This window comes from Acidovorax sp. CF316 (assembly GCF_000276605.1).
Lineage (GTDB): Bacteria > Pseudomonadota > Gammaproteobacteria > Burkholderiales > Burkholderiaceae_C > Acidovorax.
This window is the reverse complement of record NZ_AKJX01000093.1, coordinates 1-23,519: the sequence shown is the minus strand read 5'-3', so window position 1 is coordinate 23,519 and position 23,519 is coordinate 1. Positions and strand designations below refer to the sequence as shown.

Genomic DNA, 23,519 nt, shown 5'->3' with positions numbered 1-23,519 from the left:
TCTGGAGGCCCGACCTGGCTCGGGCCTTTTTTTTACCCTTGTTGTGAAAATTTGCGATGAATCTTGAGTTTTTCGTGATCTCCCTGCTCAACGGCGTGAGCTACGGGCTGCTGCTGTTCATGCTGAGCTCGGGACTCACGCTGATTTTCAGCATGATGGGTGTGCTCAATTTTGCGCACACCAGCTTCTACATGCTGGGGGCCTACTTTGCCTACAGCATTTCTGGCGTCATCGGCTTCTGGCCGGCGCTGGTGGTTTCGCCGCTGATCGTGTTTGCGCTGGGCGCCGCGTTCGAGCGCTACTGCCTGCGCCGCGTGCACAAGTTCGGCCATGTGCCCGAGCTGCTCGTGACCTTCGGCCTGTCCTACCTGATCCTCGAAGTGGTGCAGCTGATCTGGGGCCGTGCCACGGTGCCCTATGGCCTGCCCGAGCAACTGCAGGGCCCCCTGTTCAGCCTGTACGGCACGCAGTTCCCCAAGTCGCGCTCGTTCGTGATGCTGATCGCCATCCTGATGCTGCTGTCGGTGTGGCTGCTGCTCACGCGCACCCGCATCGGCCTGGTGATCCAGGCGGCGCTCAAGTACCCCGAGATGGTCGAGGCCCTGGGCCACAACGTGCCGCGCGTGTTCATGCTGGTGTTCGGCGGCGGTGCGGCCCTGGCCGGCCTGGCCGGCGTGATTGGCGGCAACACCTACGTGACCGAGCCCGCCATGGCGGCGTCGGTCGGCTCCATCATCTTCGTGGTGGTGGTGGTCGGAGGCATGGGCTCGCTGGCCGGGGCCTTCCTGGCCTCGCTGCTCATCGGCGTGGTGCAGACCTTCGCCGTGGCGCTCGACTACTCGATGATCCACGTGCTGCGCCCGCTCGGTGTGGCCGTGACCGACCAGACCTTCGGCTACCCCCTGCTCAAGCTCACCATCTCCCAGGTGGCGCCCATTCTTCCGTACCTGTTCCTGGTGCTCATCCTGATCTTCCGTCCCAAGGGCCTTCTGGGCACCCGCGAGGACTGATGCCATGACCTCATCCACCACTACCGTCTCCGGCGCCGCACCGCACGCCAACCCACCCGCTGCCTCGCAGGGGGCTGCGCACTACCGCTTCAAGCCCTGGAACGTGGGCCGCTTCGTCATCTGGTCGCTGTTCGCCGCGATGCTGATCGTGGCGCCGCACGTGTTCCGCAGCAGCCTGGCGCTGACCATGCTCTCGCAGATCGGCTACCTGATCATCATCTGCCTGTCCTACAACATCCTGCTGGGGCAGGGCGGCATGCTCAGCTTCGGGCATGCGGTGTACACCGGCCTGGGCTCGTTCATCGCCATCCATGCCATGAACATGGCGGGCAAGGGCGAGATGCCGATCCCGCTGGTGCTCATCCCGCTGGTCGGAGGGCTGGCCGGCATGTTCTTCGCGATCCTGCTCGGCTTCGTGACGACCAAGAAGTCGGGCACCACCTTCGCCATGATCACGCTGGGCATCGGTGAGCTCGTGGCCTCGATGGCGCTGATGTTCCCCGAGTTCTTCGGCGGCGAGGGCGGCATCACCACCGACCGCGTCTACGGCAAGCCCTTCTTCGGGCTGAACTTCGGCTCCGGCATGCAGGTGTATTACCTGATCGCGGCCTACTGCTTCGTCTGCACGGCGGCCATGTTCGCCTTCACGGGCACGCCGCTCGGGCGCATCCTCAACGCGGTGCGCGACAACCCCGAGCGCGTGGAGTTCATCGGCTACAACACGCAGCGCGTGCGCTACTTCGCGTTCATCATCGCGGGCTTCTTCGCGGGCATCGGCGGCGGCCTGGCCACCATCAACTTCGAGATCGTGACCGGTGCCGACAGCGTGAACGTGCTGCGTTCGGGCGGCTACCTGCTGTTCACCTTCCTGGGGGGGGCCACGTTCTTCTTCGGGCCCATCATCGGCGCCGTGCTGCTGGTGCTGGCCTCGGTGCTGCTGTCCGAGATCTCCAAGGCCTGGCTGCTGTACCTGGGCCTGGTGTTCCTGTTCATGGTGATGTATGCGCCCGGCGGCATCGCCAGCCTGATCATGATGAACCTGCGTGTCGCCAAGTACGGCAAGCTGCGCCAGCTCTGGGTGTCCTACCTGGGTCTGGCCGGCACCGGCCTGGTGGCCGTGCTGGGCGCCGCCTGCATGGTGGAGATGACCTACCACCTGCAGCTCAACGCGGCCCTCGGGTCCGAGCTCAAGTTCCTGGGCGCCATGGTCGATGCCAAGGGCCTCACGGCCTGGTTCGGTGCGGGCTTCGTGTTCCTCACCGGGCTGGCGCTGTTCGAGATGTGCCGGCGCCAGTTCCTGCGCCAGTGGAGCACCATCCAGGAAGAGATCGAACATGCCATCAAGCGGGGAGAGGCGCTGTGAGCACTACCATGACCGCCAATCCATCGTCCGCAGGCTGTGCGCTCGAACTGCGTGACCTGCGCAAGAGCTTCGGCAAGACCGAGATCATCCGCGGTGCCAATCTCGTGGTGGCACCCGGCGAACGCGTGGCCATCATCGGCCCCAACGGCGCCGGCAAGTCCACCCTGTTCAACCTCATCAGCGGGCGCTTCGCCCCCACCAGCGGCGACGTGATCCTCAACGGTCAGCGCATCAACGGCCTGGCCCCGTACGAGATCAACCGCATGGGGCTGTCGCGCAGCTTCCAGATCACGAACATCTTCCCCAAGCTGAGCGTGTTCGAGAACCTGCGCTGCGGCGTGCTGTGGAGCATGGGATACCGCTACACCTTCCTGCGCTTCCTGTCGAACCTGCACGATGCCAACCAGCGTGCCAAGGAACTCATGGAGATGATCAAGCTCGACAAGAAGCGCGACACGCTGGCCATGAACCTGACCTACGCCGAGCAGCGCGCCCTGGAGATCGGTATCACCATCGCCGGTGGCGCCAACGTGATCCTGCTCGACGAGCCCACGGCCGGCATGAGCAAGAGCGAGACCACGCGCTTCATCCACCTCATCAAGGAGGTGACCGAGGGCCGCACCCTGCTGACCGTGGAGCACGACATGGGCGTGGTGTTCGGCCTGGCCGACAAGATCGCCGTGGTGGTCTATGGCGAGGTGATCGCCTTCGACACCCCCGACAAGGTGCGCGCCAATGCGCGCGTGCAGGAGGCCTACCTGGGTTCGGCCGTGGCCGACGAGCAGGGCGCGGGACACTGATTTATGCTGAAAATTGACAACCTCCACGCCTACTACGGCAAGAGCCATGTGCTGCATGGCGTGAGCTTCGAAGTGCAGCCCGGAGAGATCGTGGCGCTGCTGGGGCGCAACGGCTCGGGCCGATCCACCACCGCCAAGGCCATCATGGGCCTGGTGGACTGGGAGGGCACGGTCAACTTCAAGGGCCAGGACCTCAACGGCAAGAAGGCCTACGAGGTCGCCCACCTGGGCCTGGGCTATGTGCCCGAGAGCCGCGACGTGTTCCCCAACCTCACCGTGCACCAGAACCTGCTGCTCGGCCAGAAGGGCAACGGCAAGGGCAGCCGCTGGTCGTTCGACGACATGTACGAGATGTTCCCACGCCTCAAGGAGCGCCAGCACACCGAGGCGGGCGTGATGTCCGGCGGCGAGCAGCAGATGCTCACGCTGTGCCGCACGCTGATGGGCGACCCCGACCTGATCATCATCGACGAGCCCACCGAAGGCCTGGCACCGAAGATCGTCGAACTGGTGGGCCAGTATCTGCAGACCATCAAGGCGCGCGGCATCTCGGTGCTGCTGATCGAGCAGAAGCTGACCATCGCCATGAAGATCTCGGACCGCGCGCTGGTGATGGGCCACGGCTCCATCGTCTTCCAGGGCACGCCCGACAGCCTGCGTGCCGACAACTACATCCGCAAGGAGTGGCTGGAGGTCTGACGACTCCGGCCAACGCATGACAGAGAGGCGCCTGATAGCTCATGGCGCCTCTTTTTTTGCCCGAAGAGACGGGTTGGCGGCCAGGAGCCATGTCCCCACCGGGACAAATTGACACGCCAGGGCCGCGCGAAGTCTCTACAATAAAAACGCACGATCGTTCTTTTTCACTCTCCAAGGAACAACAGCATGACCGCTGAATACAAAGTCCACGGCTCCGTTGCCGTGATCACCCTGGCCAATCCCCCCGTCAACGGACTGGGCCTGGCAACCCGCCAAGGCATCGTGGACGGCCTCGGCCGCGCCAATGCCGATCCAGCGGTCACGTCCATCGTCATCACCGGCGCTGGCGGTGCGTTTTCCGGCGGCGCCGACATCAAGGAGTTCGGCACCGACAAGTCTCTGCAGGAACCCAACCTGCTGTCGGTGATCGCCGCCATCGAGAACTCGGCCAAGCCGGTCGTGGCCGCCATGCACACCGTCGCCATGGGCGGCGGGCTGGAACTGGCCCTGGGCTGCCACTACCGCGTGGCGGCCCCTGGCTGCAGCATTGCGCTGCCTGAAGTCAAGCTCGGCCTGATCCCCGGCGCCGGCGGCACGCAGCGCCTGCCGCGCGTGATCGGCGTCGAAGCCGCCCTGAACCTGATCGTGAGCGGCGAACCCGTCAAGAGCGAGCTGATCGGCTCCGTGCCCGGCCAGAAGCTGTTCGACAAGCTCGTGGCCTCGCCCGAGGCGCTGGCCGCCGAAGCCCTGGCCTTTGCCCAGAGCGTGGCCGAGGTGCGCCCCCTGCCGCTGGTGCGCAACCTGCCCTGCAAGCACCCCGAAGGCGACGCCTACTTCCAGTTCGCGCGCAACATGGTCAAGGGCATGGCCAAGAACTACCCCGCGCCTGCCAAGTGCGTGGACGCGGTCGAGGCTGCCACCAAGCGCAAGTTTGCCGACGGCATGCTGTTCGAGCGCGAGATCTTCATCAACCTGATGTGGACGCCCGAGTCGCGCGCCCTGCGCCACCTGTTCATGGCCGAGCGTGCCGCCTCCAAGATCCCTGACGTGCCGTCCGACACGCCCAAGCGCGAAATCAAGTCGGTTGCCGTGATCGGTGCCGGCACCATGGGCGGCGGCATCTCCATGAACTTCCTGAACGCGGGCATCCCCGTCAAGATCCTGGAGGCCAAGCAGGAAGCCCTGGACCGCGGCGTGGCCACGATCAAGAAGAACTACGAAGCCCAGGTCAAGAAGGGCAAGCTCAAGGAAGACAAGTACGCGCAGCGCATGGCCCTGCTGACGACCACGCTCGACTATGCCGACCTCAAGGACGCCGACCTCGTGATCGAGGCCGTGTTCGAGGAGCTGGGCGTCAAGGAAGCCGTGTTCAAGCAGCTCGACGCCGTGATGAAGCCCGGCGCGATCCTGGCCTCCAACACCTCCACGCTGGACGTGGACAAGATCGCCGCCTTCACCAAGCGCCCCGAAGACGTGGTGGGCATGCACTTCTTCAGCCCCGCCAACGTGATGAAGCTGCTGGAAGTGGTGCGCGGTGCCAAGACGTCCAAGGACGTGCTGGCCACCGTGATGGCCATTGGCAAGAAGATCAAGAAGACCTCGGTCGTCTCGGGCGTGTGCGATGGCTTCATCGGCAACCGCATGATCGAGCAGTACAGCCGCCAGGCCGGCTTCCTGCTGGACGAAGGCGCCACGCCCCAGCAGGTGGACCGCGCGGTCGAGAAGTTCGGCTTTGCCATGGGCCCGTTCCGCATGGGTGACCTGGCCGGCAACGACATCGGCTGGGCGATCCGCAAGCGCCGTGCCGTCGAGCGCGCCGACATGAAGTACAGCCGCACGGCCGACAAGCTGTGCGAGCTGGGCCGCTTCGGCCAGAAGACCGGCGCAGGCTGGTACGACTACCAGGCCGGCAAGCGCGACGCGATCCCGAGCGATCTGGTCAACAAGATGATCGAAGACCACCGCAAGGAGCTGGGCATCACGCCGCGCAAGATCTCCGACGAGGAAATCGTGGAGCGCCTGGTGTTCGCCCTGGTCAACGAAGGCGCGCACATCCTGGAAGACGGCATCGCCAGCAAGTCCGGCGACATCGACATGGTCTACCTCACGGGCTACGGCTTCCCCATCTACCGTGGCGGCCCCATGCACTACGCCAGCGAAGTCGGCCTGTTCAACGTGGTGCAGGCCATGGACCGCTTTGCCAAGAACCCCAACGACGATGCCCAGTTCTGGAAGCCCGCGCCGCTGTTGGCCAAGCTGGCAGCCGAAGGCAAGGCGTTCGCCTGAGCGAACCACCGATTGATGCAGTGAAGCCGCACCGGATGATGCGCACGCCCCTGGCGGCCACCGGTGCGTTCCACCCCTGAAAGGATTTTTCCCATGACCTCCGCAGTGATCGTTTCCACCGCCCGTACCCCGCTCGCCAAGAGCTGGAAGGGTGCCCTCAACATGACCCATGGCGCCACGCTGGGCGGCCATGCCGTCAAGCACGCCATCGAGCGCGCCGGCATCGACGGCGCCGACGTCGAAGACGTCATCATGGGCTGTGCCAACCCCGAAGGCGCCACCGGCGCCAACATCGCGCGCCAGATCGCGCTGGCCGCCGGCCTGCCGGTCACGGCATCGGGCGTCACGGTCAACCGTTTCTGCTCCTCGGGCCTGCAGACCATTGCCCTGGCGGCCCAGCGCATCATTGCCGGCGAAGCCGACGTGTACGTGGCCGGCGGCGTGGAAAGCATCTCCTGCGTGCAGCAGGAAATGAACATCCACATGCTGCGCGACCTGGCCCTGGACAAGGTCAAGCCCGAGATCTACTGGAGCATGCTGCAGACCGCCGAGCAGGTGGCCAAGCGCTACAACATCGGCCGTGAAGCCATGGACGAGTACGGCGCCGCCAGCCAGCAAAAGGCCTGCGCAGCGCAGGCCGCGGGCCTGTTCGATGCCGAGATCGCCCCCATCACCGTGATGGCCGGCGTGGCCGACAAGAACCTGGGCCTGATCACCAAGCAGGTCACCCTGAGCAAGGACGAAGGCACGCGCGAAGGCACGACCGTCGAGTCCATCAGCGGCCTGCGCTCGGCACTGCCCGGCGGCCTGATCTCGGCCGGCAATGCCAGCCAGTTCTCCGACGGTGCCGGTGCCTGCGTGGTGGTGAGCGAAGAGTACGCCAGCAAGAAGGGCTTGAAGCCCCTGGGCCGCTTCCTCGGTTTCGCCGTGGCCGGCTGCGAGCCCGACGAAATGGGCATCGGCCCGGTGTTCGCCGTGCCCAAGGTGCTCAAGAAGCTGGGCCTTACGGTCAACGACATCGACCTGTGGGAGCTGAACGAAGCCTTCGCCGTGCAGGTGCTGTATTGCCGCGACAAGCTGGGCATTCCGGCCGACCGCCTGAACGTCAACGGTGGTGCCATCGCCGTGGGCCACCCCTACGGTGTGTCGGGCCAGCGCCTGACCGGCCACGCCCTGATCGAAGGCAAGCGCCGCGGCGCCAAGCGCGTGGCGGTGACCATGTGCATCGGCGGCGGCATGGGCGCTGCGGGCATCTTCGAAGTGCTCTGATGGATGCCTGGTGAGGGTGGGCGCGCAGGCGTTACGGCGCTTACGTTTGCTCACACCGGGTTTGGGGACAATGCAGACCGGCCGTTTCAGCGGCCGGTCTGCAGGCGGCGTGTGGCCATGGCTGTGCGCTGCCCCAGGCCTACAACAATCACCATTCCATCAAGAGAGATCCATCCATGTTCACGAAGGTTTGCGCAGCCCTGGCCATCCTGGTCGTATCCACTGTGGGCACTGTCGCCCATGCGCAGAGCTACCGGCTCAACCAGCCGCTGGCCGATGACCCCGACACCATCCTGCAGGAGGTGGCCATCACGCCCGAGCGCACCACGGTGACCATCGTGCTGCGCAACAGCAGCAAGCGGGACATCGTCGAGGCCTGCGCCCAGCCCAGCCACAAGCCGGAAGCATTCATGCTCAAGGACCTGGACAGCGGCAAGGTGCTGAAGCAGGAAAGCAGCACGGGCCTGATGTCGTGCGAGAACGGCATGGACCAGATCCGTCCCGGCAAGCGCAAGACCCTGAAGGTCCAGTTCGCCAGCCTGCCGGCCGGTGCGCGGCGCCTGCAGATCGGCGAGAACAACTGCCAGCAGAACCCCAATGACGACATGGACTACTGGTGCTTTTCCGAAGTCGTCCTGAACCACAAGAAATAGTCGCCGCCAGGCATGTGACCGCCGCCCCGCGCGGCGGCGGTGCGGTCCGGTGGCCCATCCCTGCGCTGTGCGCGCGTTTTCTCCAGGGTTTTCACACATGAGCTACCGCCCCACCGTCGAATTCCTTCTCTACCAGTGGCTCGAGGCCCAGGCCCTGCCCGAGCGCGAGCGCTTTGCCGACCATTCGCGCGACACCTTCGACGCCGTGCTCGACACCTGCGAGCGCATCGCGCGAGAGAAGTACGCGCCGTTCAACCGCACGGTCGACACGCAGGAACCGCATTTCGACGGCGAGAAGGTCACGCTGCCCCAGTGCACGCACGATGCGCAGAAGGCCTATGCGGCCTCGGGCATGCTCAGCGCCGCGCAGGACTACGACATCGGCGGCATGCAACTGCCCTACACGGTGGAGGCTGCGGCCAACAGTTTCTTCGGCCTGGCGTCCATCAGCATGGGCTCGGGCCTGCTCACGGTGGGCAATGCCAACCTGCTCATGGTGCATGGCACCGAGGCGCAGAAGACCGTGTTCGCGCTCAACGAATTCTCGGGCCGCTTCTCGGGCACCATGTGCCTGTCGGAGCCACAGGCCGGCTCCAGCCTGAGCGACGTGGCCACGCGCGCCGTGCCCGATGGCGCAGGTTTCGAGAGCGACCCGCTGGGGCCGCGCTACCGCCTCAAGGGCAACAAGATGTGGATCTCGGCCGGCGAGCACGAGCTCACCGAGAACATCATCCACCTGGTGCTGGCCAAGATCCCCGGGCCCGATGGCAAGCTGGTGCCCGGCACCCGCGGCATCTCGCTGTTCATCGTGCCCAAGAAGCTGGTGGACACCGATGGCAACCTGACCGGCGTGCGCAACGACGTGGCGCTGGCGGGCCTGAACCACAAGCTCGGCTGGCGCGGCACGACCAACACCTTGCTCAACTTCGGCGAGGGCAAGTACCCGGTCGATGGCGAGGCCGGTGCCGTGGGCTACCTGGTAGGCCAGGCCGGCAAGGGCCTGCACTGCATGTTCCACATGATGAACGAGGCGCGCATCGGCATCGGCATGGCGGCCACCGTGCTCGGCCTGGCGGGCTACTACGCGAGCCTCGACTACGCGAAGAACCGCCCGCAGGGCCGCCCGGTGCAGAACCCCAAGGACAAGGATGCCGCCGCTGCCGCCGTGGTCAAGGACGTGGCGCAGCCGCAGGTGCGCATCATCGAGCATGCCGACGTCAAGCGCATGCTGCTGGCGCAAAAGTCCTACGGCGAGGGCGCGCTCGCGCTCAACCTGTTCTGCGCGCGCCTGGTGGACGAGCAGGCCACGGGCGATTCCGCCGCGGCCGACGAGGCGCGCCTGCTGCTGGAAGTGCTCACTCCCATCGCCAAGAGCTGGCCCAGCGAGTGGTGCCTGGAGGCCAACAGCCTGGCCATCCAGATCCACGGTGGCTATGGCTACACGCGCGACTTCCCGGTGGAGCAGTACTGGCGCGACAACCGCCTGAACATGATCCACGAAGGCACGCACGGCATCCAGGCCATGGACCTGCTGGGCCGCAAGGTGCTGATGGAAAACGGCCGCGGCCTGCAACTGCTGGCGGCGCGCATCAACGCCACCATCGAACGCGCCATCCAGGTGCCTGCGCTGGCCGCGCATGCCAATGCCCTGGGCAGCGCACTGCAGCAGGTGGGAGCCGCCACCAAAGCCGCCTGGTCCACGGGCCAGCCCACCGATGCACTGGCCAACGCCGTGCCCTACATGCAGGCCTTCGGCCACACGGTGCTGGCCTGGGTCTGGCTGGACGTGGCCCTGGCCACGTTGCAGGCCGACCCGGCGCTGGCGCAGCCCGCGGGTGTGGGCAGAATGGGGGCCATGCGCTTTTTCTTCCACTACGAGCTGCCCAAGATCGGCGCCTGGCTGCAGGTCGTCAGCACCCGCGACGCGACCTGCGCAGTATTCCCCGAGGACGCCTTCTGATGGCCGCACCGCAGACACTGGAGCGCATGCACCAGCTCATCTGGGCGCTGATCTACGGCGGCCTGCTCACGCTGGTGCTGGGCCTTGCCACGGCCCGTGCCGACGAGGCGCTGGGCTGGGCGCTGTCGGCTGCCGGCGGCGTGCTGGCGGCCGTGGGCGTGGTGCTGATCGGCGTGCGCTCGCGCCTGAAGTCCAGCGCCTGAAATCGCACAGGCGACACGGCGCACCTTGGTTGCGCCGCACAATTCCTGCGCTGCCCCGTTTTTCAGAGCGCATGGCAACCATGCCCTGCGCACCCACCGACGACAAACTCAAGGAGACGACGACATGACCACCCGCACCATCCAACAACTGTTCGACCTGTCCGGCAAGACCGCCCTGGTGACCGGCGGTTCGCGCGGCCTGGGCCTGCAACTGGCACAGGCGCTGGGCGAGGCCGGCGCCAAGGTGCTGCTGAGCTCGCGCAAGGCGTCCGACCTGGAAGAGGCCGCCGCCGAATTGAAGGCTGCCGGCATCGACGCCCAGTGGATCGCCGCCGATTGCGCCAACGAGGCCGACATCCGCCGCCTGGGCGAGGAAGCCCTGGCGCGCCTGGGCCATGTCGACATCCTGCTCAACAACGCCGGCGCCGCCTGGGGCGCGCCCGCCGAAGACCACCCCGTGGAAGCCTGGGACAAGGTCATGAACCTCAACGTGCGCGGCTACTTCATCCTGTCGCAGCACATCGCCAAGCACAGCATGATCGGCCGGCGCAGCGGCAGCATCATCAACGTGGCGTCCATCGCCGGCCTGGGCGGCAACCCCAAGGGCATGAACACCATTGCTTACAACACCTCCAAGGGCGCGGTGATCAACTTCACGCGTGCGCTGGCCGCCGAATGGGGCCAGTACAACATCCGCGTGAACGCCATCTGCCCGGGCTTCTTCCCGAGCAAGATGACGGTGGGCACCCTGAAGGCCATGGGCGAGGAGGCCCTGGCCGCCCACGCGCCGCTGGGCCGCCTGGGCGACGACGAGGACCTGAAGGGCCTGTGCGCGCTGTACGCGTCGGACGCCGGCAAGCACATCACCGGCCAGTGGCTGGCGGTGGACGGCGGCGTCAGCATCGTCACGGGCGGCTGAGGCCGTTCAAGGCCTGCGCGCCCATGGCGCGCGGGCCTGCCATTCAGGGGGGCGGCAGGGTCTATGCTTGCAGTCTTTCCCTTTGTATTCTGGAGTTGCCTGTGCTGAATTTCGGTGTTCCCATTCCTTTTGTCAGCCACCTGGGCTTCACGCTGCACCGCATGCAGCAGGGCGAGTCGGAGCTGCACTACGAGGCGGCGCCCGAGCACCTCAATTCCTTCGAGGTCACGCATGGCGGCGCCACCATGACCTTGCTGGATGTGACCATGGCCACCGCGGCGCGCAGCGAGACGCCGGACCACGGCGTGGTCACCATCGAGATGAAGACCAGCTTCATGCAGGCCGCGCGCGGCCCGCTGGTGGCCAAGGGCCGCCTGCTGCACCGCACGGCCTCGATGGCCTTCACCGAGGCCTCGGTCTATGACGCCGAGGGCCGCCTGTGCAGCCATGCGACAGGCACCTTCAAATACGTGCGCCGGGCGGTAGACCCGGCCACCGGCCAGCCGCTGAAGTCGATCTCCAGCGACTGAGCTTTTCCGGACGGCCCGATGGCCGCTCCACCAACCCCCCTTGTTTTCCCAGGAGTTCCCCATGGCCCGCAACCAACAGATCGTGCTCGACAACCGCCCACAGGGCGAGGCCGTGGCCGGCAACTTCAAGCTCGTCGCCAGCGACACGCCCGCGCTGCAGGACGGCCAGGTGCTGGTGCGCCACCATTTCCTGAGCCTGGACCCGTACATGCGCGGCCGCATGAACGAGAGCAAGAGCTATGCGGCATCGCAAGGCCTCGGTGAGGTCATGATCGGCGGCACCGTGGGCGAGGTGGCCGAGAGCCAGAACCCCAAGTACGCCGTCGGCGACAAGGTCGTGGGCATGGGTGGCTGGCAGGAGTACAGCGTGGTCGACGCCAACACGCCCGGTGCATTGCGCAAGGTGGACACCACGCATGTGCCGCTGTCGCACTACCTGGGCGCGGTGGGCATGCCCGGCGTTACGGCCTGGTACGGCCTGGTGAAGATCATCGCCCCCAAGGAAGGCGACACCGTGGTGGTGAGCGCCGCCACGGGCGCCGTGGGCAGCGCCTTTGCTGCACTGGCCAAGGCGCGCGGCTGCCGCGCCGTGGGCATTGCCGGCGGTGCCGACAAGTGCCGCTATGCGGTCGAGGAACTGGGCTTCGACGCCTGCATCGACTACAAGGAGCACAGCGACGTGAAGGCCATGTCCAAGGCCTTGAAGGAAGCCTGCCCGAAGGGCATCGACGGCTACTTCGAGAACGTGGGCGGCTGGATCATGGACGCCGTGATGCTGCGCATGAACGCCTTCAGCCGCGTGGCCTTGTGCGGCATGATCGCCGGCTACGATGGCCAGCCCCTGCCCATGGCCAACCCCGCGCTGATGCTGATCAACCGCATGAAGATCGAAGGCTTCATCGTCAGCGAGCACATGGAAGTCTGGCCCGAGGCGCTGAAGGAACTGGGCACCCTGGTGGGCACCGGCAAGCTGCGCCCGCGCGAGACCGTTGCAGAAGGCATCGCCGCCGCGCCCGAGGCCTTCCTCGGCCTGCTCAAGGGCAAGAATTTCGGCAAGCAACTGGTCAAACTCATCTGAAGGAGCGCACCCGCACATGGCGTTGAACCTGCACTGGACCTGGGCCCGCTTCGATGACCTCGGCGTGCATGCCCTGCACGACACGCTGGCGCTGCGCTGCAAGGTCTTCATCCTGGAGCAGGGGCCCTACCAGGACCCGGACGGGGCCGACAAGCAATCCTGGCACCTGCTGGGCTACGATGGTGCCGGTGCGCTGCAGGCCTGCCTGCGCGTGGTGGACCCGGGCGTGAACTACCCCGAGCCCTCCATCGGCCGCGTGGTCACCGCCAAGGAGGCGCGTGGCGATGGCACGGGGCGCCTGTTGATGCAAGAAGGGCTGGCGCGCTGCCGCCAGGTGTGGCCGGGCTGCGGTGTGCGCATCAGCGCCCAGGCGCACCTGCAGCGCTTTTATGGCAGCCTTGGTTTCGTGGTGGTGTCGGACGAGTACCTCGAGGACGACATCCCCCATATCGAAATGCTGTGGAGTTCCCCATGACCTCTCTGTCTTCGACGGTATCGGCCACGCACACGGTCTTCAACCAGAGCGCGCCGCTCTCGGATGTGAACCTGTTCACCAGCAACCGGCCGCTGCAGGACGCCGTGGCCCTGCATGCGCCGGGCCTGGACAGGAGCGGCCTCACGGCCCTGGGCGCCGAGATGGGCTCGGCCGCCATGCAGGAGCATGCGCGCCTGGCCAACACCCACAAGCCCGAGCTGCACACGCACGACCGCGTGGGCCGCCGCACCGATGCGGTGGAGTTCCACCCGAGCTACCACGCCCTGATCGGCGCCGCGCTGCGCCACGGCCTGCATGCCACGCCCTGGTCGCGCACGGACGCGAGGGCGACCCATGCGCACCTGGAGCGCGCGGCCGGCTTCATGCTCTTCACCGAGACCGAGCCCTCGGTGCTGTGCCCCGTCTCCATGAGCTATGCCGTGACGCCAGCGCTGCGCGGCAACCCCGCCGTGTGGGCCGACTGGAGCGCCGGCCTGGCCAGCACCCGCTACGACCCGCGCCTGGCGCTGTTCTCGCAGAAGTCTGCGCTCACCATGGGCATGGGCATGACCGAGAAGCAGGGCGGCTCGGACGTGCGCGCCAACACCACCCAGGCCGTGGCTGATGGCAGCGACGCCTGGGGCGCGCGCTACCGGCTCACGGGCCACAAATGGTTCTTCTCGGCCCCCATGTGCGATGCCTTCCTGGTGCTGGCCCAGGCGCCGGGCGGGCTCACCTGTTTCTTCCTGCCGCGCGTGCTGCCATCGGAAGGTGACAACGGCAGCCTCAACGCCATCCGCATCCAGCGCCTGAAGGACAAGCTGGGCAACCACGCCAACGCGAGCTCCGAAGTCGAGTTCGTCGACGCCCTGGCCTGGCGCGTGGGCGAGGAGGGGCGCGGCGTGGCCCAGATCCTCGAGATGGGCACCATGACGCGCCTGGACTGCGCGCTGGGCACCAGCGGCCTCATGCGCCAGGCGCTGTCGCTGGCGCTGCAGCACACGCGCCAGCGCATGGCCTTCGGCAAGAAGCTCATCGAGCAGCCGCTGATGCGCAACGTGCTGGCCGACCTGGCGCTGGAGAGCGAGGCCGCCACGGCCCTGGCCATCCGCCTGGCCAGCGCCTTCGACAACAAGGACGGCAGCCCCCATGAGGCCGTGATGGCGCGCCTGCTCACGCCCGTGGCCAAGTTCTGGATCTGCAAGCGCGGCAGCGCGTTCGCGCAGGAGGCCATGGAATGCCTGGGCGGCAACGGCTATGTGGAGGAGGGCGGCGAGGGCACCATGGCCCGCATCTACCGCGAGATGCCGCTCAACTCCATCTGGGAAGGCGCGGGCAACATCATGGCGCTGGACCTGCTGCGCGCCGTGCGCCGCGCCGACACCGCGGCCGCACTGGCCGACGAACTGGCCCCGGCACGCGGTGCCCATGCGGCGCTGGACCGCATGGCCAGCGCACTGCCGCTGCGCGTGGACGCCATGACCACCGAGGCCGAGGCCCGGCGCCTGGCGCAGGACGTGGCCCTGGCCGTGCAGGCCGCGCTGCTGTACAAGAGCGCACCGGCCAGCGTGTTCGGCGCCTTCTGCGACTCGCGCCTGGGCGGCGACTGGGGCTACAGTTTCGGCACGCTGGGCGCGGGCGTGGATTTCGACGCCTTGCTGGACCGCGCACTGCCTGCATGAGCGGCACCCCCACCAACACAGTCTTGCCGGAGAGCACCTGATGACCACCTCCCTGATCCTGCACCATTACCCCTCGTCCCCGTTCTCGGAAAAGATCCGCCTGGCACTGGGCTACAAGCAACTGGCCTGGAAGTCGGTGATCATCCCCAGCATCGCTCCCAAGCCCGATGTGGTGGCCCTCACGGGCGGCTACCGCAAGACGCCGTTCCTGCAGATCGGCGCCGACATCTACTGCGACTCGGCCCTGATCTGCGACGTGCTCGAGCATGTGCAGCCCGAGCCCGTGCTCTACCCGCCGCACTTGAAGGGCGTGGCGCGCGTGTTCGCGCAGTGGGCCGACACCACTCTGTTCTGGGCCGCCATGGCCTACAACCTGCAGCCCAAGGGTGCGGCGGTCATGTTCGCCAACCTGCCGCCGGGTGCCGCCCAGGCCTTTGGCGAGGACCGCCGCGAGATGAGCGCCGGCATGCACCGCCTGCGTTCGGCCGATGCCACGGCGGCCTACCGCTCCTACCTGCGCCGCATCGCGCACATGGCCGAGGAGCATGACTTCCTGTTCGGCGCCGAGCCCTGCCTGGCCGACTTCGCCGCCTACCACCCGCTGTGGTTCACGCGCCAGTGCGTTCCGGTGATGGCCGACATCTTCAGCGCCACGCCCGCCGTGCTCGAATGGATGGACCGCGTGGCGGCCCTGGGCCATGGCCGCATGGACAAGCTCAGTTCCGAAGACGCCATCACCGTGGCCGCCGGCCTGGACCCGCTGCCCCTGGCCGACGACGTCTTCCAGGACGACCATGGCATTGCCCTGGGCAGCCTGGTGACGATTGCCGCCGAGAGCTTCGGCACCGAGCCCACGGAGGGCGAGCTGATCGCCGCCACCCGCACCCGCTACACCCTGCGCCGCACCGACCCGCGCGCGGGCCTGCTGCACGTGCACTTCCCCCGTATTGGCTACACATTGCGAAAGGCCGAGAAAACAACATGATCGACGACTTCAAGGGCAAGACAGCCGTTCTCACGGGCGCGGGTTCGGGCTTCGGCCTCGAATGCGCGCGCATCGGTGCGCGCCTGGGGATGAACCTGGTGCTGGTGGATGTGCAGCAGGACGCGCTCGACGCGGCTGCCGCCGAGGCGCAGGCTGCGGGGGCGCAGGTGCTGGCGCGCAAGGTGGATGTGTCCGACGCCGGGCAGATGGAACAGCTTGCGGTGGACGTGGAGCAGCGCTTCGGCGCACCGCACCTGGTGTTCAACAATGCCGGCGTGGGCGCGGGCGGCCTGGTGTGGGAAAACACCGCCAAGGACTGGGAGTGGGTGCTGGGCGTGAACCTCTGGGGCGTGATCCACGGCGTGCGCCTGTTCACCCCCATGATGCTCGCCGCCGCGAAGAAGGACCCGGCCTGGCGCGGCCACATCGTCAACACGGCCAGCATGGCCGGCCTGGTCGATGCGCCCAACATGGGCGTCTACAACGTGAGCAAGCACGCGGTGGTGAGCCTGTCCGAAACCCTCTACCAGGATCTGGCCCTGGTGACCGACCAGGTCAGCGCCAGCGTGCTGTGCCCCTTCTTCGTGCCCACGGGCATCAGCCAGAGCCACCGCAACCGCCCCGGCGAGCTGCAGGCCGGCAAGCCCACGCGCAGCCAGCTCATCGGCCAGGCCATGACCGACAAGGCCGTGGGCAGCGGCAAGGTGACGGCGGCCGAGGTGGCCCAGAAGGTCTTCGATGCCGTCGCGCAGCGCCAGTTCTACATCTACAGCCACCCGCAGGCGATTGCCTCGGTGCAGACGCGCATGGAAGACATCATGCTCATGCGCAACCCCACCGACCCCTTTGCGAGCAAGCCCGAGATCGGTGCCCAACTCAAGGCCGCCCTGCGTGCAGACTGAAAAGCGCGGGCCATCGGCAGCCCATGGCTTTGCGCTGTTTGCTACGGCGGTGGGGCATTGCGGCCTGGCCTGGGATGGCCCCCTGCTGGTCGGCGTGCAGCTGCCCGAGGACGAGGGAGAGGCGCACACCCGCGCACGCATGCAGTGGCGCTTTCCAGGCACGCCCGAATCGCCCATGCCGCCCGAGGTGGCCGCCTGGGCGGCGCGCGTGGTGGCCCTGCTCGCGGGCGCGCACGACGACCTGCTCGATGTGCCGCTGGCCACCGAGGGTGTGCCGCCCTTCAATGCCCGTGTCTATGAGCTGGCCCGGCGCATCCCGCCCGGCAAGACCATGACCTATGGCGAGATGGCCGCCGCCCTGGGCGAGCCGGGGGCCGCGCGCGCCGTGGGCCAGGCACTGGGGCACAACCCGTTTGCGCCGGTGGTGCCGTGCCATCGCATCCTGGCCGCAGGTGGCAAGACGGGAGGGTTTTCCGCTGGCGGCGGCGCGGCCACCAAGATGCGCATGCTGGAGATCGAGGGCGCCTTCGCCCACGACACCTTGGCGCTGTTCGCGCCCAGGTCCTAACCGCGTTTCTTCAACAAGGCAGACCCCCCGCTGGCCAGTGCCAGGTCGTGCGTGGTGTTCAGCAGGGCAGGGCCCAGGGCCTGCATGCGCTCAGGGGTCAAGCGCACCAGGGGCCCCGCGATCGTCACCACCCCCAGCACCGTGCCGTTGCCCCGGCGGATGGGCGCGGCCATGGCCGTCATGGCCGGCGCGAAGACCTCGACGATGGTGCTGAAGCCCAGCTGGCGCGCCGTGCGCAGGTAGGCCAGCAGCTCCTTGACGGTGGTCGGGGCATTGGGGCCGTAGTCCTCGGGCTTGCCGAAGCCCTGGCGTGATACCAGGGCCAGGGCCTCCTCGTCGCTCATGGTGGACAGCCAGGCATGGCCGGCCGAGCTGCACGACAGGTTGACCGACAGGCCCATGTCCGGGTCGTAGCGCAGGCCGCGCACGGCGCCCTGGGCCTTGGCCACGAAGGTCAGCTCGTCCCCATCGACCACGGCCAGGCGCACCAGCTCACCGGATTCGGCGGCCAGCCGGTCCAGCAGGGGCTGGGCAATGTCCACCACGCCTGTGGCGCTCAGGAAGCCCAGGCCCAGCGACACCAGCTTGATGGTCAGCATGTAGTTGCCCTGGCTGTGGTCCTGGCGCACGTAGCCGCAACGCACCAGCTCGGCCAGCAGGCGGTGCGTGGCGCTCAGGGGCATATCGAGCTCGGAGGCCAGGCTCGACAGGGCCTTGCCCTCGGGGTGCGGGGCCAGGTGCTCCAGGACTTTGAAGCTGCGCTCGAGGATGCTGCTCATGGCGTGGGTCTCTTTCGGTGGTCGTCTTCCTGCGGACAGGCCCTACCGGGGCCAGCCACATGGCGGCAATGTACCAAAATTTGTTAAAGGGTTTCTACTATGGAAAGAGTTTCCACTTTTTAACTACGATTCATCCCAAGGCGCAACCGGTGTTCCGGATGCATGTCCCTGGTCCGACTTTTGATGGAGATGTCCCGTGAGAAAAACTGCTTGCCTCCTGGCCGCCGCTGGCCTGTCCCTGCTGATGGCTTCGCTGCCCGCCGCCGCCCAGCAGGAGCGCGTGATCCGCTTCGGCCACCTGAACAACGCCGACCACCCGGTGAGCTTCGGGGTCAAGCGCTTTGGCGAGCTGCTGGCCGCCAAGAGCGGCGGCAAGATGAAGGTGATGGAGTTCCCTGCCTCGCAGCTGGGCAACGAGATGCAGCAGCAGTCGGCGCTGCAGGGCGGCGTGCAGCAGATGTCGGCACCGGCCACCACCTCGCTGGCCGGCATCGTCAAGGAATTCGGCCTCGTGGACTTTCCGTTCGCCGTGGCCAACTTCGCCCAGGCCGATGCGCTGCTCGATGGTCCGCTGGGCCAGGCACTGATCGCCAGGCTGCCCGAGAAGGGCCTGGTGGCCCTGGGCTACTGGGACCTGGGCTTTCGCAATGTGACCAACAGCAAGCGCGCCATCACCAAGGCCGATGACTTCGACGGCCTCAAGCTGCGCGTGATCCCGAATCCGGTGTTCCTCGAGACCTTCAAGGCCTTCAAGGCCAACCCCGTGCCCATGCCGTTCGCCGAACTCTACGGCGCGCTGGAAGCCAAGGCCGTGGACGGCCAGGAGAACCCCTATGCGGTGATCCTGTCGAACAAGATGTTCGAGGTGCAGAAGTACGTGAGCGCCACCAACCATGTGTACGCCGCCAACATCGTGCTGGTGAGCAAGAAGTTCTGGGACCAGCTTTCGCCCGTCGAACAGAAGATGATGAACGATGCCGCCAACGAGGCGCGTGGCTACCAGCGCCAGGTGAGCCGCGCCGCAGCGCAGCGCTCGGTGGGCGACCTGCAGGCCAAGGGCATGGCCTACAACGAGATCGCGCCCGCCGAGCTGGCACGCATGCAGCAGATCGCCAAGCCGGTGATCGAGAAGTTCGCGGCCACCTACGACCCGGCCATCGTGAAGCTCTACAACGACGAACTGGCCCGCATCCGCAAGTAAGAGCGCCTGGCAAAACTCTTCTGGCGTCGTTGCTGCGTCTTGTCGTGCTATGCGCACTGCCTGCAATCAATCAGACGTGTAGCGCCTAGCCAGAACCGCTTCGCTGAGCTTTGTCAGCCGCTCCCAACCCTGAACACCCCATGAAAATCCTCGTCCTCCACGGCCCCAACCTGAACCTGTTCGGGCGCCGCGAACCCCATATCTACGGCACCACCACGCTGGCGCAGATCAACGAGCGCCTGCAGAAGCTCGCCGCCGAGCTCGGCGTGGAACTCGGCATCCTGCAGTCCAACCACGAAGGCGCGCTGATCGACTTCCTGCACGAGCACATCGACGCTGCGCAGGGCGCGCTGGTGAACCCTGCCGGCCTCACGCAGCATGGCGTGCCGCTGCACGACGCGATCAAGGCCATGCCCTTCCCGGTGATCGAGGTGCACATGTCCAACATCGCCGCGCGCGAGGCCTGGCGCGCGCACTCCATCATCTCGCCGGCCGTCAAGGCCACGGTGCAGGGCTTCGGCCCGCATTCCTACCTGGCGGCGCTGCGCTCGCTGGTGGAAAGCCTGCGCGAAGCCTCCCAGGCGGCCTGACGCCAGCCATCCAGACGATCACAGGAAAAGACAACATGAATCGATGGATGGACCGCGCCTGCCGTGTGCTGGAGGCGGTGATTGCCGCCATGCTGGCGCTGATGGTGGTGCTGGTGTTCGGCAACGTGGTGCTGCGCTACGGCTTCAATTCCGGCATCACCGTGTCGGAAGAAGTGTCGCGCTGGCTTTTCATCTGGATGACCTTCCTCGGGGCCATCGTCGCGCTGCGTGAGCATGGCCACCTGGGGGTGGACATGGTGGTGCAGCGCCTGCCGGCGGCCGGCAAGAAGGCCTGCCTGGCCCTCGGGCACGGGGTCATGCTCTACATCGTCTGGCTGCTGTTCCAGGGCAGTCTGGCGCAGGCGCGCATCAACTGGGACGTGACGGCGCCGACCACGGGCGCGTCCATGGCCATCGTCTACAGCGCGGGCCTGGTGTTCGCCGTCTGCGCGGCGCTGATCCTGGCCATCGACCTGTACAAGCTGCTCAGCGGCCAGATCGCCGACGAGGACCTGGTGATGGTGCAGGAGTCCGAAGAGGCGGTGCAGTTGCAGCAGATCCTGGGCGCGGCAGGCACCGAAGCGCCCCGCGGCAAGGAGGGCGCGCGATGACCATCTTCGTCTTTGTCGGATCGCTGCTGCTGGCCATGGCCATGGGCATCCCGATCGCCTTCTCGCTCCTGGCCAGCGGCGTGGCGCTGATGTGGCACCTGGACTTGTTCGACGCGCAGATCCTCGCGCAGAACCTGATCGGCGGGGCCGACAGCTTTCCGCTGCTGGCGGTGCCCTTCTTCATGCTGGCCGGCGAAATCATGAACGTGGGCGGCCTGTCGCGCCGCATCGTGGACTTCGCGCTGGCGCTGGTGGGCCATGTGAAGGGCGGGCTGGGCTATGTGACCATCATGGCCGGCTGCCTGCTGTCGGCCCTGTCGGGTTCGGCCGTGGCCGATGCGGCCGCGCTCACCGCGTTGCTGCTGCCCATGATGGTCAAGGCCGGGCACGACAAGTCGCGTGCCGGCGGGCTGATCGCGGCCACCGGCGTCATCGGCCCGGTGATCCCTCCCAGCATCGGGCTGGTGATCTTCGGGGTGGCGGCCAACGTGTCGATCTCCAAGCTGTTCCTCGCGGCCATCGTGCCGGGCATCCTGATCGGTGCCGCGCTGTGGCTCACCTGGGCCTTCCTGGTGCGGCGCGAGAAGATCGTGCCGCCACCGCGCAAGTCCGCCGCGGAGATCCTCACGGCCCTGCGCAAGGCCCTGTGGGCACTGATGCTGCCGGTGATCATCCTCGTCGGTCTGCGCATGGGGGTGTTCACGCCCACCGAGGCGGCTGTCGTGGCGGCGGTATACGCACTCTTCGTCTCGGCGGTGATCTACCGCGAGATCAGCTGGCGCGACCTCTACGGCATCTTCGTCGCCGCCGCCAAGACCAGCGCCATCGTGATGTTCCTGATCGCTGCGGCCATGGTCAGCGCCTGGCTCATCACCGTGGCCGACCTGCCGTCCAAGGTGGTGGGGTTGCTGCAGCCCTTCATGGACAACAAGATCCTGCTCATGGCGGCCATCATGGTGCTGGTGATGGCCGTGGGCACTGCCATGGACATGACGCCCACCATCCTGATCCTCACGCCCGTGCTGATGCCGGTGGTGAATGCGGCAGGCATTGATCCGGTCTACTTCGGCGTGATGTTCATCATCAACAACTCCATCGGCCTGGTCACCCCGCCGGTGGGCACGGTGCTCAACGTGGTGGCCGGGGTGGGCAAGATGTCGATGGACGACGTCACCAAGGGCGTCGTGCCCTTCATGATCGCGGAGTTCGCCATCATGTTCCTCATGGTGGTCTTCCCGTGGCTGGTGACCTGGCCGGCCAAGTTCTTCCACGGATGAGGAGGCTCATGGCATCAGCCGATAGCCCACCGCGGTTTCCGTCAGCAGGTGCCGCGGCTGGGCCGGGTCGGCCTCCAGCTTCTGGCGCAGGTGGCCCATGTAGATGCGCAGGTAGTGGCTCTGCTCGCTGTGCGAGGGGCCCCAGACCTCGCGCAGCAGCTGGCGGTGCGTGAGCACGCGCCCGGCATTGGCGACCAGCACCGACAGCAGCCGGTACTCCAGGGGCGTGAGGTGGACCTCCTGGCCGCCGCGCTGCACCAGGCGGGCCTGGCGGTCGACGGTGACCTCGCCGAAGCGGAAGGACGTCTCTTCCTCCTGCGATGCGCCCGTGGCGCGCGGGCGGCGCAGGTTGGCGCGCACGCGCGCCATGAGCTCGCCCACGCCGAAGGGCTTGGTCAGGTAGTCGTCGGCGCCGGCGTCCAGCGCGGCGATCTTGTCGGCCTCGTCGATGCGCGCCGAGAGCACGATGATGGCCACGCTGGACCACTGGCGCACGTCACGGATCAGAGTGAGGCCTTCGCCGTCGGGCAGGCCCAGGTCCAGCACCAGCAGGTCGGGCTTGCGTGTGCCGGCCTCGGTCAGGCCACGCTGCAGGGTGTCGGCCTCGTGCACCTGCCAGCCTTCGGCTTCGAGCGCGCCGCGCACGAAGCGGCGAATCTGGGGCTCGTCTTCGATCACGACGGCGATGGGGGCTGGGCTGGCCATGCAGGGGCGTCTTTCAGGGGGAGGGGAAGCCTGAGGGCATCGGCGCCCGGTGGCCCATGCCTTCATTGATCGGTATAGGTACGCACCAGGCGAAAGTGCAGCTTGCTGAACTTCGCTGCGTCCGAGCGGATGTCGCCGGTTTGCAGGTCCACGGCAAAGCGCTGGTTCACGCGGGTGGAGTCCAGGCTCTCGCCGCCTTGCACCTGGCGCTGGGCCCGCTCCACGTTGCCGTAGTTGTACTGGTTGCCCGCCAGGCCCCCTTGCACATTGGTATTGGAGGCCCAGTACCAGCCCGAGGGTGCGGCGGGGAACAGCCGGGCGTCGAGCCCGGGCGTGCTGGCCGATTTGTCGACCAGGCGGCGCAGTTCTGCGGCACGCGGCAGCCGCCAGGGCACCCCCTCGGCCTTCCAGCGCGCCTGGGCATGGGCCTGGGCCTGGACGTAGTCCAGTTCCAGCGGTGTGCCGGTGCAACTGCGGCCGTTCCATTGCATGCCTTCCACGCAGCGCGGCCAGGCCAGCTTGGCGCGCGTGTCCACCACCAGGCTGCCATCGGCCGAGAGCGCCAGACTGGGCCCGGGCTCGGCCGCCGATTGCGCCAGGGCGGCCACCGGGGCGGCGAGGCCGCCGAGGCAGGCGAGGGCCAGCAGCGTGCGGCGCGGAGAGGGGCTGTGGGCAAAGTGCGTCATACAGGCCGATGTTCGCATGAAGTGCGCACGGCATGCACGCCGCCTCGTGCCGGGGTGCTACAGTGCGTCGCGCCCTGCGCTGGCGCGCGCGGCAGTGCGCACAGCCTCTTTTTCTTTCACCCAGGATGCCCCTGACGGGGAGCCCGCACCGATGCGACCGGATCGCCAGACCCTCATCCGCCAGCTGTTCGACGACTACATCGCGCTGTATTCCACGCGCGATGAGCGCCTGATCGCGCGCCTGAGCACCCAGTTCAGCGGCTACGCCAGCCGCAGCGACCGGCTCCC

At 67.1% G+C, this 23,519-nt stretch carries 24 protein-coding genes; 21 read left to right on the top strand and 3 right to left on the bottom strand.

Annotation, left to right across the window (positions count from 1 at the left end):
- Nucleotides 1–56: 56 nt before the first annotated feature.
- The 17 genes from PMI14_RS08065 (at nt 57) to PMI14_RS07985 (ending at nt 17,382) form a co-directional block, all read left to right on the top strand.
- Nucleotides 57–1,010 (top strand): branched-chain amino acid ABC transporter permease, encoded by a 954-nt coding sequence (locus PMI14_RS08065; RefSeq protein ID WP_007852522.1) that lies wholly within the window; start codon nt 57–59, stop codon nt 1,008–1,010.
- A gap of 4 nt (nt 1,011–1,014) precedes the next feature.
- Nucleotides 1,015–2,373: a branched-chain amino acid ABC transporter permease gene (locus tag PMI14_RS08060; RefSeq protein WP_007852520.1), complete on the top strand. Its 1,359-nt coding sequence runs from the start codon at nt 1,015–1,017 to the stop codon at nt 2,371–2,373.
- An 8-nt stretch (nt 2,374–2,381) separates the two neighbouring features.
- Complete coding sequence (locus PMI14_RS08055; RefSeq protein ID WP_007852517.1) at nt 2,382–3,173, top strand: ABC transporter ATP-binding protein; 792 nt, start codon at nt 2,382–2,384, stop codon at nt 3,171–3,173.
- 3 nt (nt 3,174–3,176) lie between these two features.
- On the top strand, nt 3,177–3,872 hold the full coding sequence (locus tag PMI14_RS08050; protein ID WP_007852516.1) for an ABC transporter ATP-binding protein: 696 nt from the start codon (nt 3,177–3,179) through the stop codon (nt 3,870–3,872).
- A 186-nt stretch (nt 3,873–4,058) separates the two neighbouring features.
- The gene (locus PMI14_RS08045; RefSeq protein ID WP_007852515.1) at nt 4,059–6,158 is read left to right on the top strand and encodes a 3-hydroxyacyl-CoA dehydrogenase NAD-binding domain-containing protein; all 2,100 of its coding nucleotides are present in this window, start codon (nt 4,059–4,061) and stop codon (nt 6,156–6,158) included.
- Nucleotides 6,159–6,251: 93 nt separating this feature from the next.
- A complete protein-coding gene (locus tag PMI14_RS08040) occupies nt 6,252–7,427 on the top strand; it encodes an acetyl-CoA C-acyltransferase (protein ID WP_007852514.1) in 1,176 nt (391 codons plus the stop codon).
- 176 nt (nt 7,428–7,603) lie between these two features.
- Complete coding sequence (locus PMI14_RS08035; protein ID WP_007852513.1) at nt 7,604–8,080, top strand: hypothetical protein; 477 nt, start codon at nt 7,604–7,606, stop codon at nt 8,078–8,080.
- Between the two features lie 97 nt (nt 8,081–8,177).
- Entirely contained in the window at nt 8,178–10,040 is a 1,863-nt protein-coding gene (locus tag PMI14_RS08030; RefSeq protein ID WP_007852512.1) for an acyl-CoA dehydrogenase, read from the top strand.
- Nucleotides 10,040–10,243 carry a hypothetical protein gene (locus PMI14_RS08025; protein WP_007852509.1) on the top strand — a complete coding sequence of 68 codons (204 nt, stop codon included), beginning with the start codon at nt 10,040–10,042 and terminating at the stop codon, nt 10,241–10,243. Before PMI14_RS08030 ends, PMI14_RS08025 begins: the two co-directional genes overlap by 1 nt.
- Before the next feature lie 124 nt (nt 10,244–10,367).
- On the top strand, nt 10,368–11,162 hold the full coding sequence (locus tag PMI14_RS08020; protein WP_007852506.1) for an SDR family oxidoreductase: 795 nt from the start codon (nt 10,368–10,370) through the stop codon (nt 11,160–11,162).
- A gap of 101 nt (nt 11,163–11,263) precedes the next feature.
- A complete protein-coding gene (locus tag PMI14_RS08015) occupies nt 11,264–11,692 on the top strand; it encodes a PaaI family thioesterase (protein WP_007852505.1) in 429 nt (142 codons plus the stop codon).
- 61 nt (nt 11,693–11,753) lie between these two features.
- On the top strand, nt 11,754–12,770 hold the full coding sequence (locus tag PMI14_RS08010) for an NADP-dependent oxidoreductase (protein ID WP_007852502.1): 1,017 nt from the start codon (nt 11,754–11,756) through the stop codon (nt 12,768–12,770).
- A gap of 16 nt (nt 12,771–12,786) precedes the next feature.
- Complete coding sequence (locus PMI14_RS08005; protein WP_007852500.1) at nt 12,787–13,245, top strand: GNAT family N-acetyltransferase; 459 nt, start codon at nt 12,787–12,789, stop codon at nt 13,243–13,245.
- Entirely contained in the window at nt 13,242–14,927 is a 1,686-nt protein-coding gene (locus PMI14_RS08000) for an isovaleryl-CoA dehydrogenase (protein WP_007852496.1), read from the top strand. Before PMI14_RS08005 ends, PMI14_RS08000 begins: the two co-directional genes overlap by 4 nt.
- A 40-nt stretch (nt 14,928–14,967) precedes the next feature.
- Nucleotides 14,968–15,912 carry a glutathione S-transferase family protein gene (locus tag PMI14_RS07995; RefSeq protein ID WP_007852493.1) on the top strand — a complete coding sequence of 315 codons (945 nt, stop codon included), beginning with the start codon at nt 14,968–14,970 and terminating at the stop codon, nt 15,910–15,912.
- Nucleotides 15,909–16,814, top strand: coding sequence for an SDR family oxidoreductase (locus PMI14_RS07990; protein WP_007852491.1), 906 nt, complete (start codon nt 15,909–15,911; stop codon nt 16,812–16,814). The genes PMI14_RS07995 and PMI14_RS07990 overlap by 4 nt, the downstream gene beginning before the upstream one ends.
- Nucleotides 16,804–17,382 (top strand): methylated-DNA--[protein]-cysteine S-methyltransferase, encoded by a 579-nt coding sequence (locus tag PMI14_RS07985; RefSeq protein WP_007852488.1) that lies wholly within the window; start codon nt 16,804–16,806, stop codon nt 17,380–17,382. The genes PMI14_RS07990 and PMI14_RS07985 overlap by 11 nt, the downstream gene beginning before the upstream one ends.
- On the opposite strand, the gene PMI14_RS07980 is transcribed toward PMI14_RS07985, so the two are convergent.
- On the bottom strand, nt 17,379–18,161 hold the full coding sequence (locus PMI14_RS07980) for an IclR family transcriptional regulator (RefSeq protein ID WP_007852485.1): 783 nt from the start codon (nt 18,159–18,161) through the stop codon (nt 17,379–17,381). The two genes, PMI14_RS07985 and PMI14_RS07980, sit on opposite strands and share 4 nt — an antisense overlap.
- A gap of 244 nt (nt 18,162–18,405) precedes the next feature.
- Between PMI14_RS07980 and PMI14_RS07975 the strand changes: the two genes are divergently transcribed.
- The 4 genes from PMI14_RS07975 to PMI14_RS07960 all read left to right on the top strand — a co-directional run bounded on the left by PMI14_RS07975 (nt 18,406) and on the right by PMI14_RS07960 (nt 21,840).
- Nucleotides 18,406–19,362 carry a TRAP transporter substrate-binding protein gene (locus PMI14_RS07975; RefSeq protein WP_085947275.1) on the top strand — a complete coding sequence of 319 codons (957 nt, stop codon included), beginning with the start codon at nt 18,406–18,408 and terminating at the stop codon, nt 19,360–19,362.
- Between the two features lie 140 nt (nt 19,363–19,502).
- Nucleotides 19,503–19,952 (top strand): type II 3-dehydroquinate dehydratase, encoded by a 450-nt coding sequence (locus PMI14_RS07970; protein ID WP_007852481.1) that lies wholly within the window; start codon nt 19,503–19,505, stop codon nt 19,950–19,952.
- A 35-nt stretch (nt 19,953–19,987) separates the two neighbouring features.
- Nucleotides 19,988–20,563, top strand: a complete 576-nt coding sequence (locus PMI14_RS07965) for a TRAP transporter small permease (RefSeq protein ID WP_007852480.1) — start codon at nt 19,988–19,990, stop codon at nt 20,561–20,563.
- Nucleotides 20,560–21,840 (top strand): TRAP transporter large permease, encoded by a 1,281-nt coding sequence (locus PMI14_RS07960; protein ID WP_007852478.1) that lies wholly within the window; start codon nt 20,560–20,562, stop codon nt 21,838–21,840. The genes PMI14_RS07965 and PMI14_RS07960 overlap by 4 nt, the downstream gene beginning before the upstream one ends.
- Before the next feature lie 6 nt (nt 21,841–21,846).
- Here PMI14_RS07960 and kdpE read toward each other — a convergent pair whose 3' ends face one another.
- Complete coding sequence (gene kdpE / locus PMI14_RS07955; protein ID WP_007852476.1) at nt 21,847–22,545, bottom strand: two-component system response regulator KdpE; 699 nt, start codon at nt 22,543–22,545, stop codon at nt 21,847–21,849.
- Between the two features lie 62 nt (nt 22,546–22,607).
- A complete protein-coding gene (locus tag PMI14_RS07950) occupies nt 22,608–23,231 on the bottom strand; it encodes a DUF1566 domain-containing protein (protein ID WP_007852475.1) in 624 nt (207 codons plus the stop codon).
- Nucleotides 23,232–23,519: the final 288 nt, after the last annotated feature.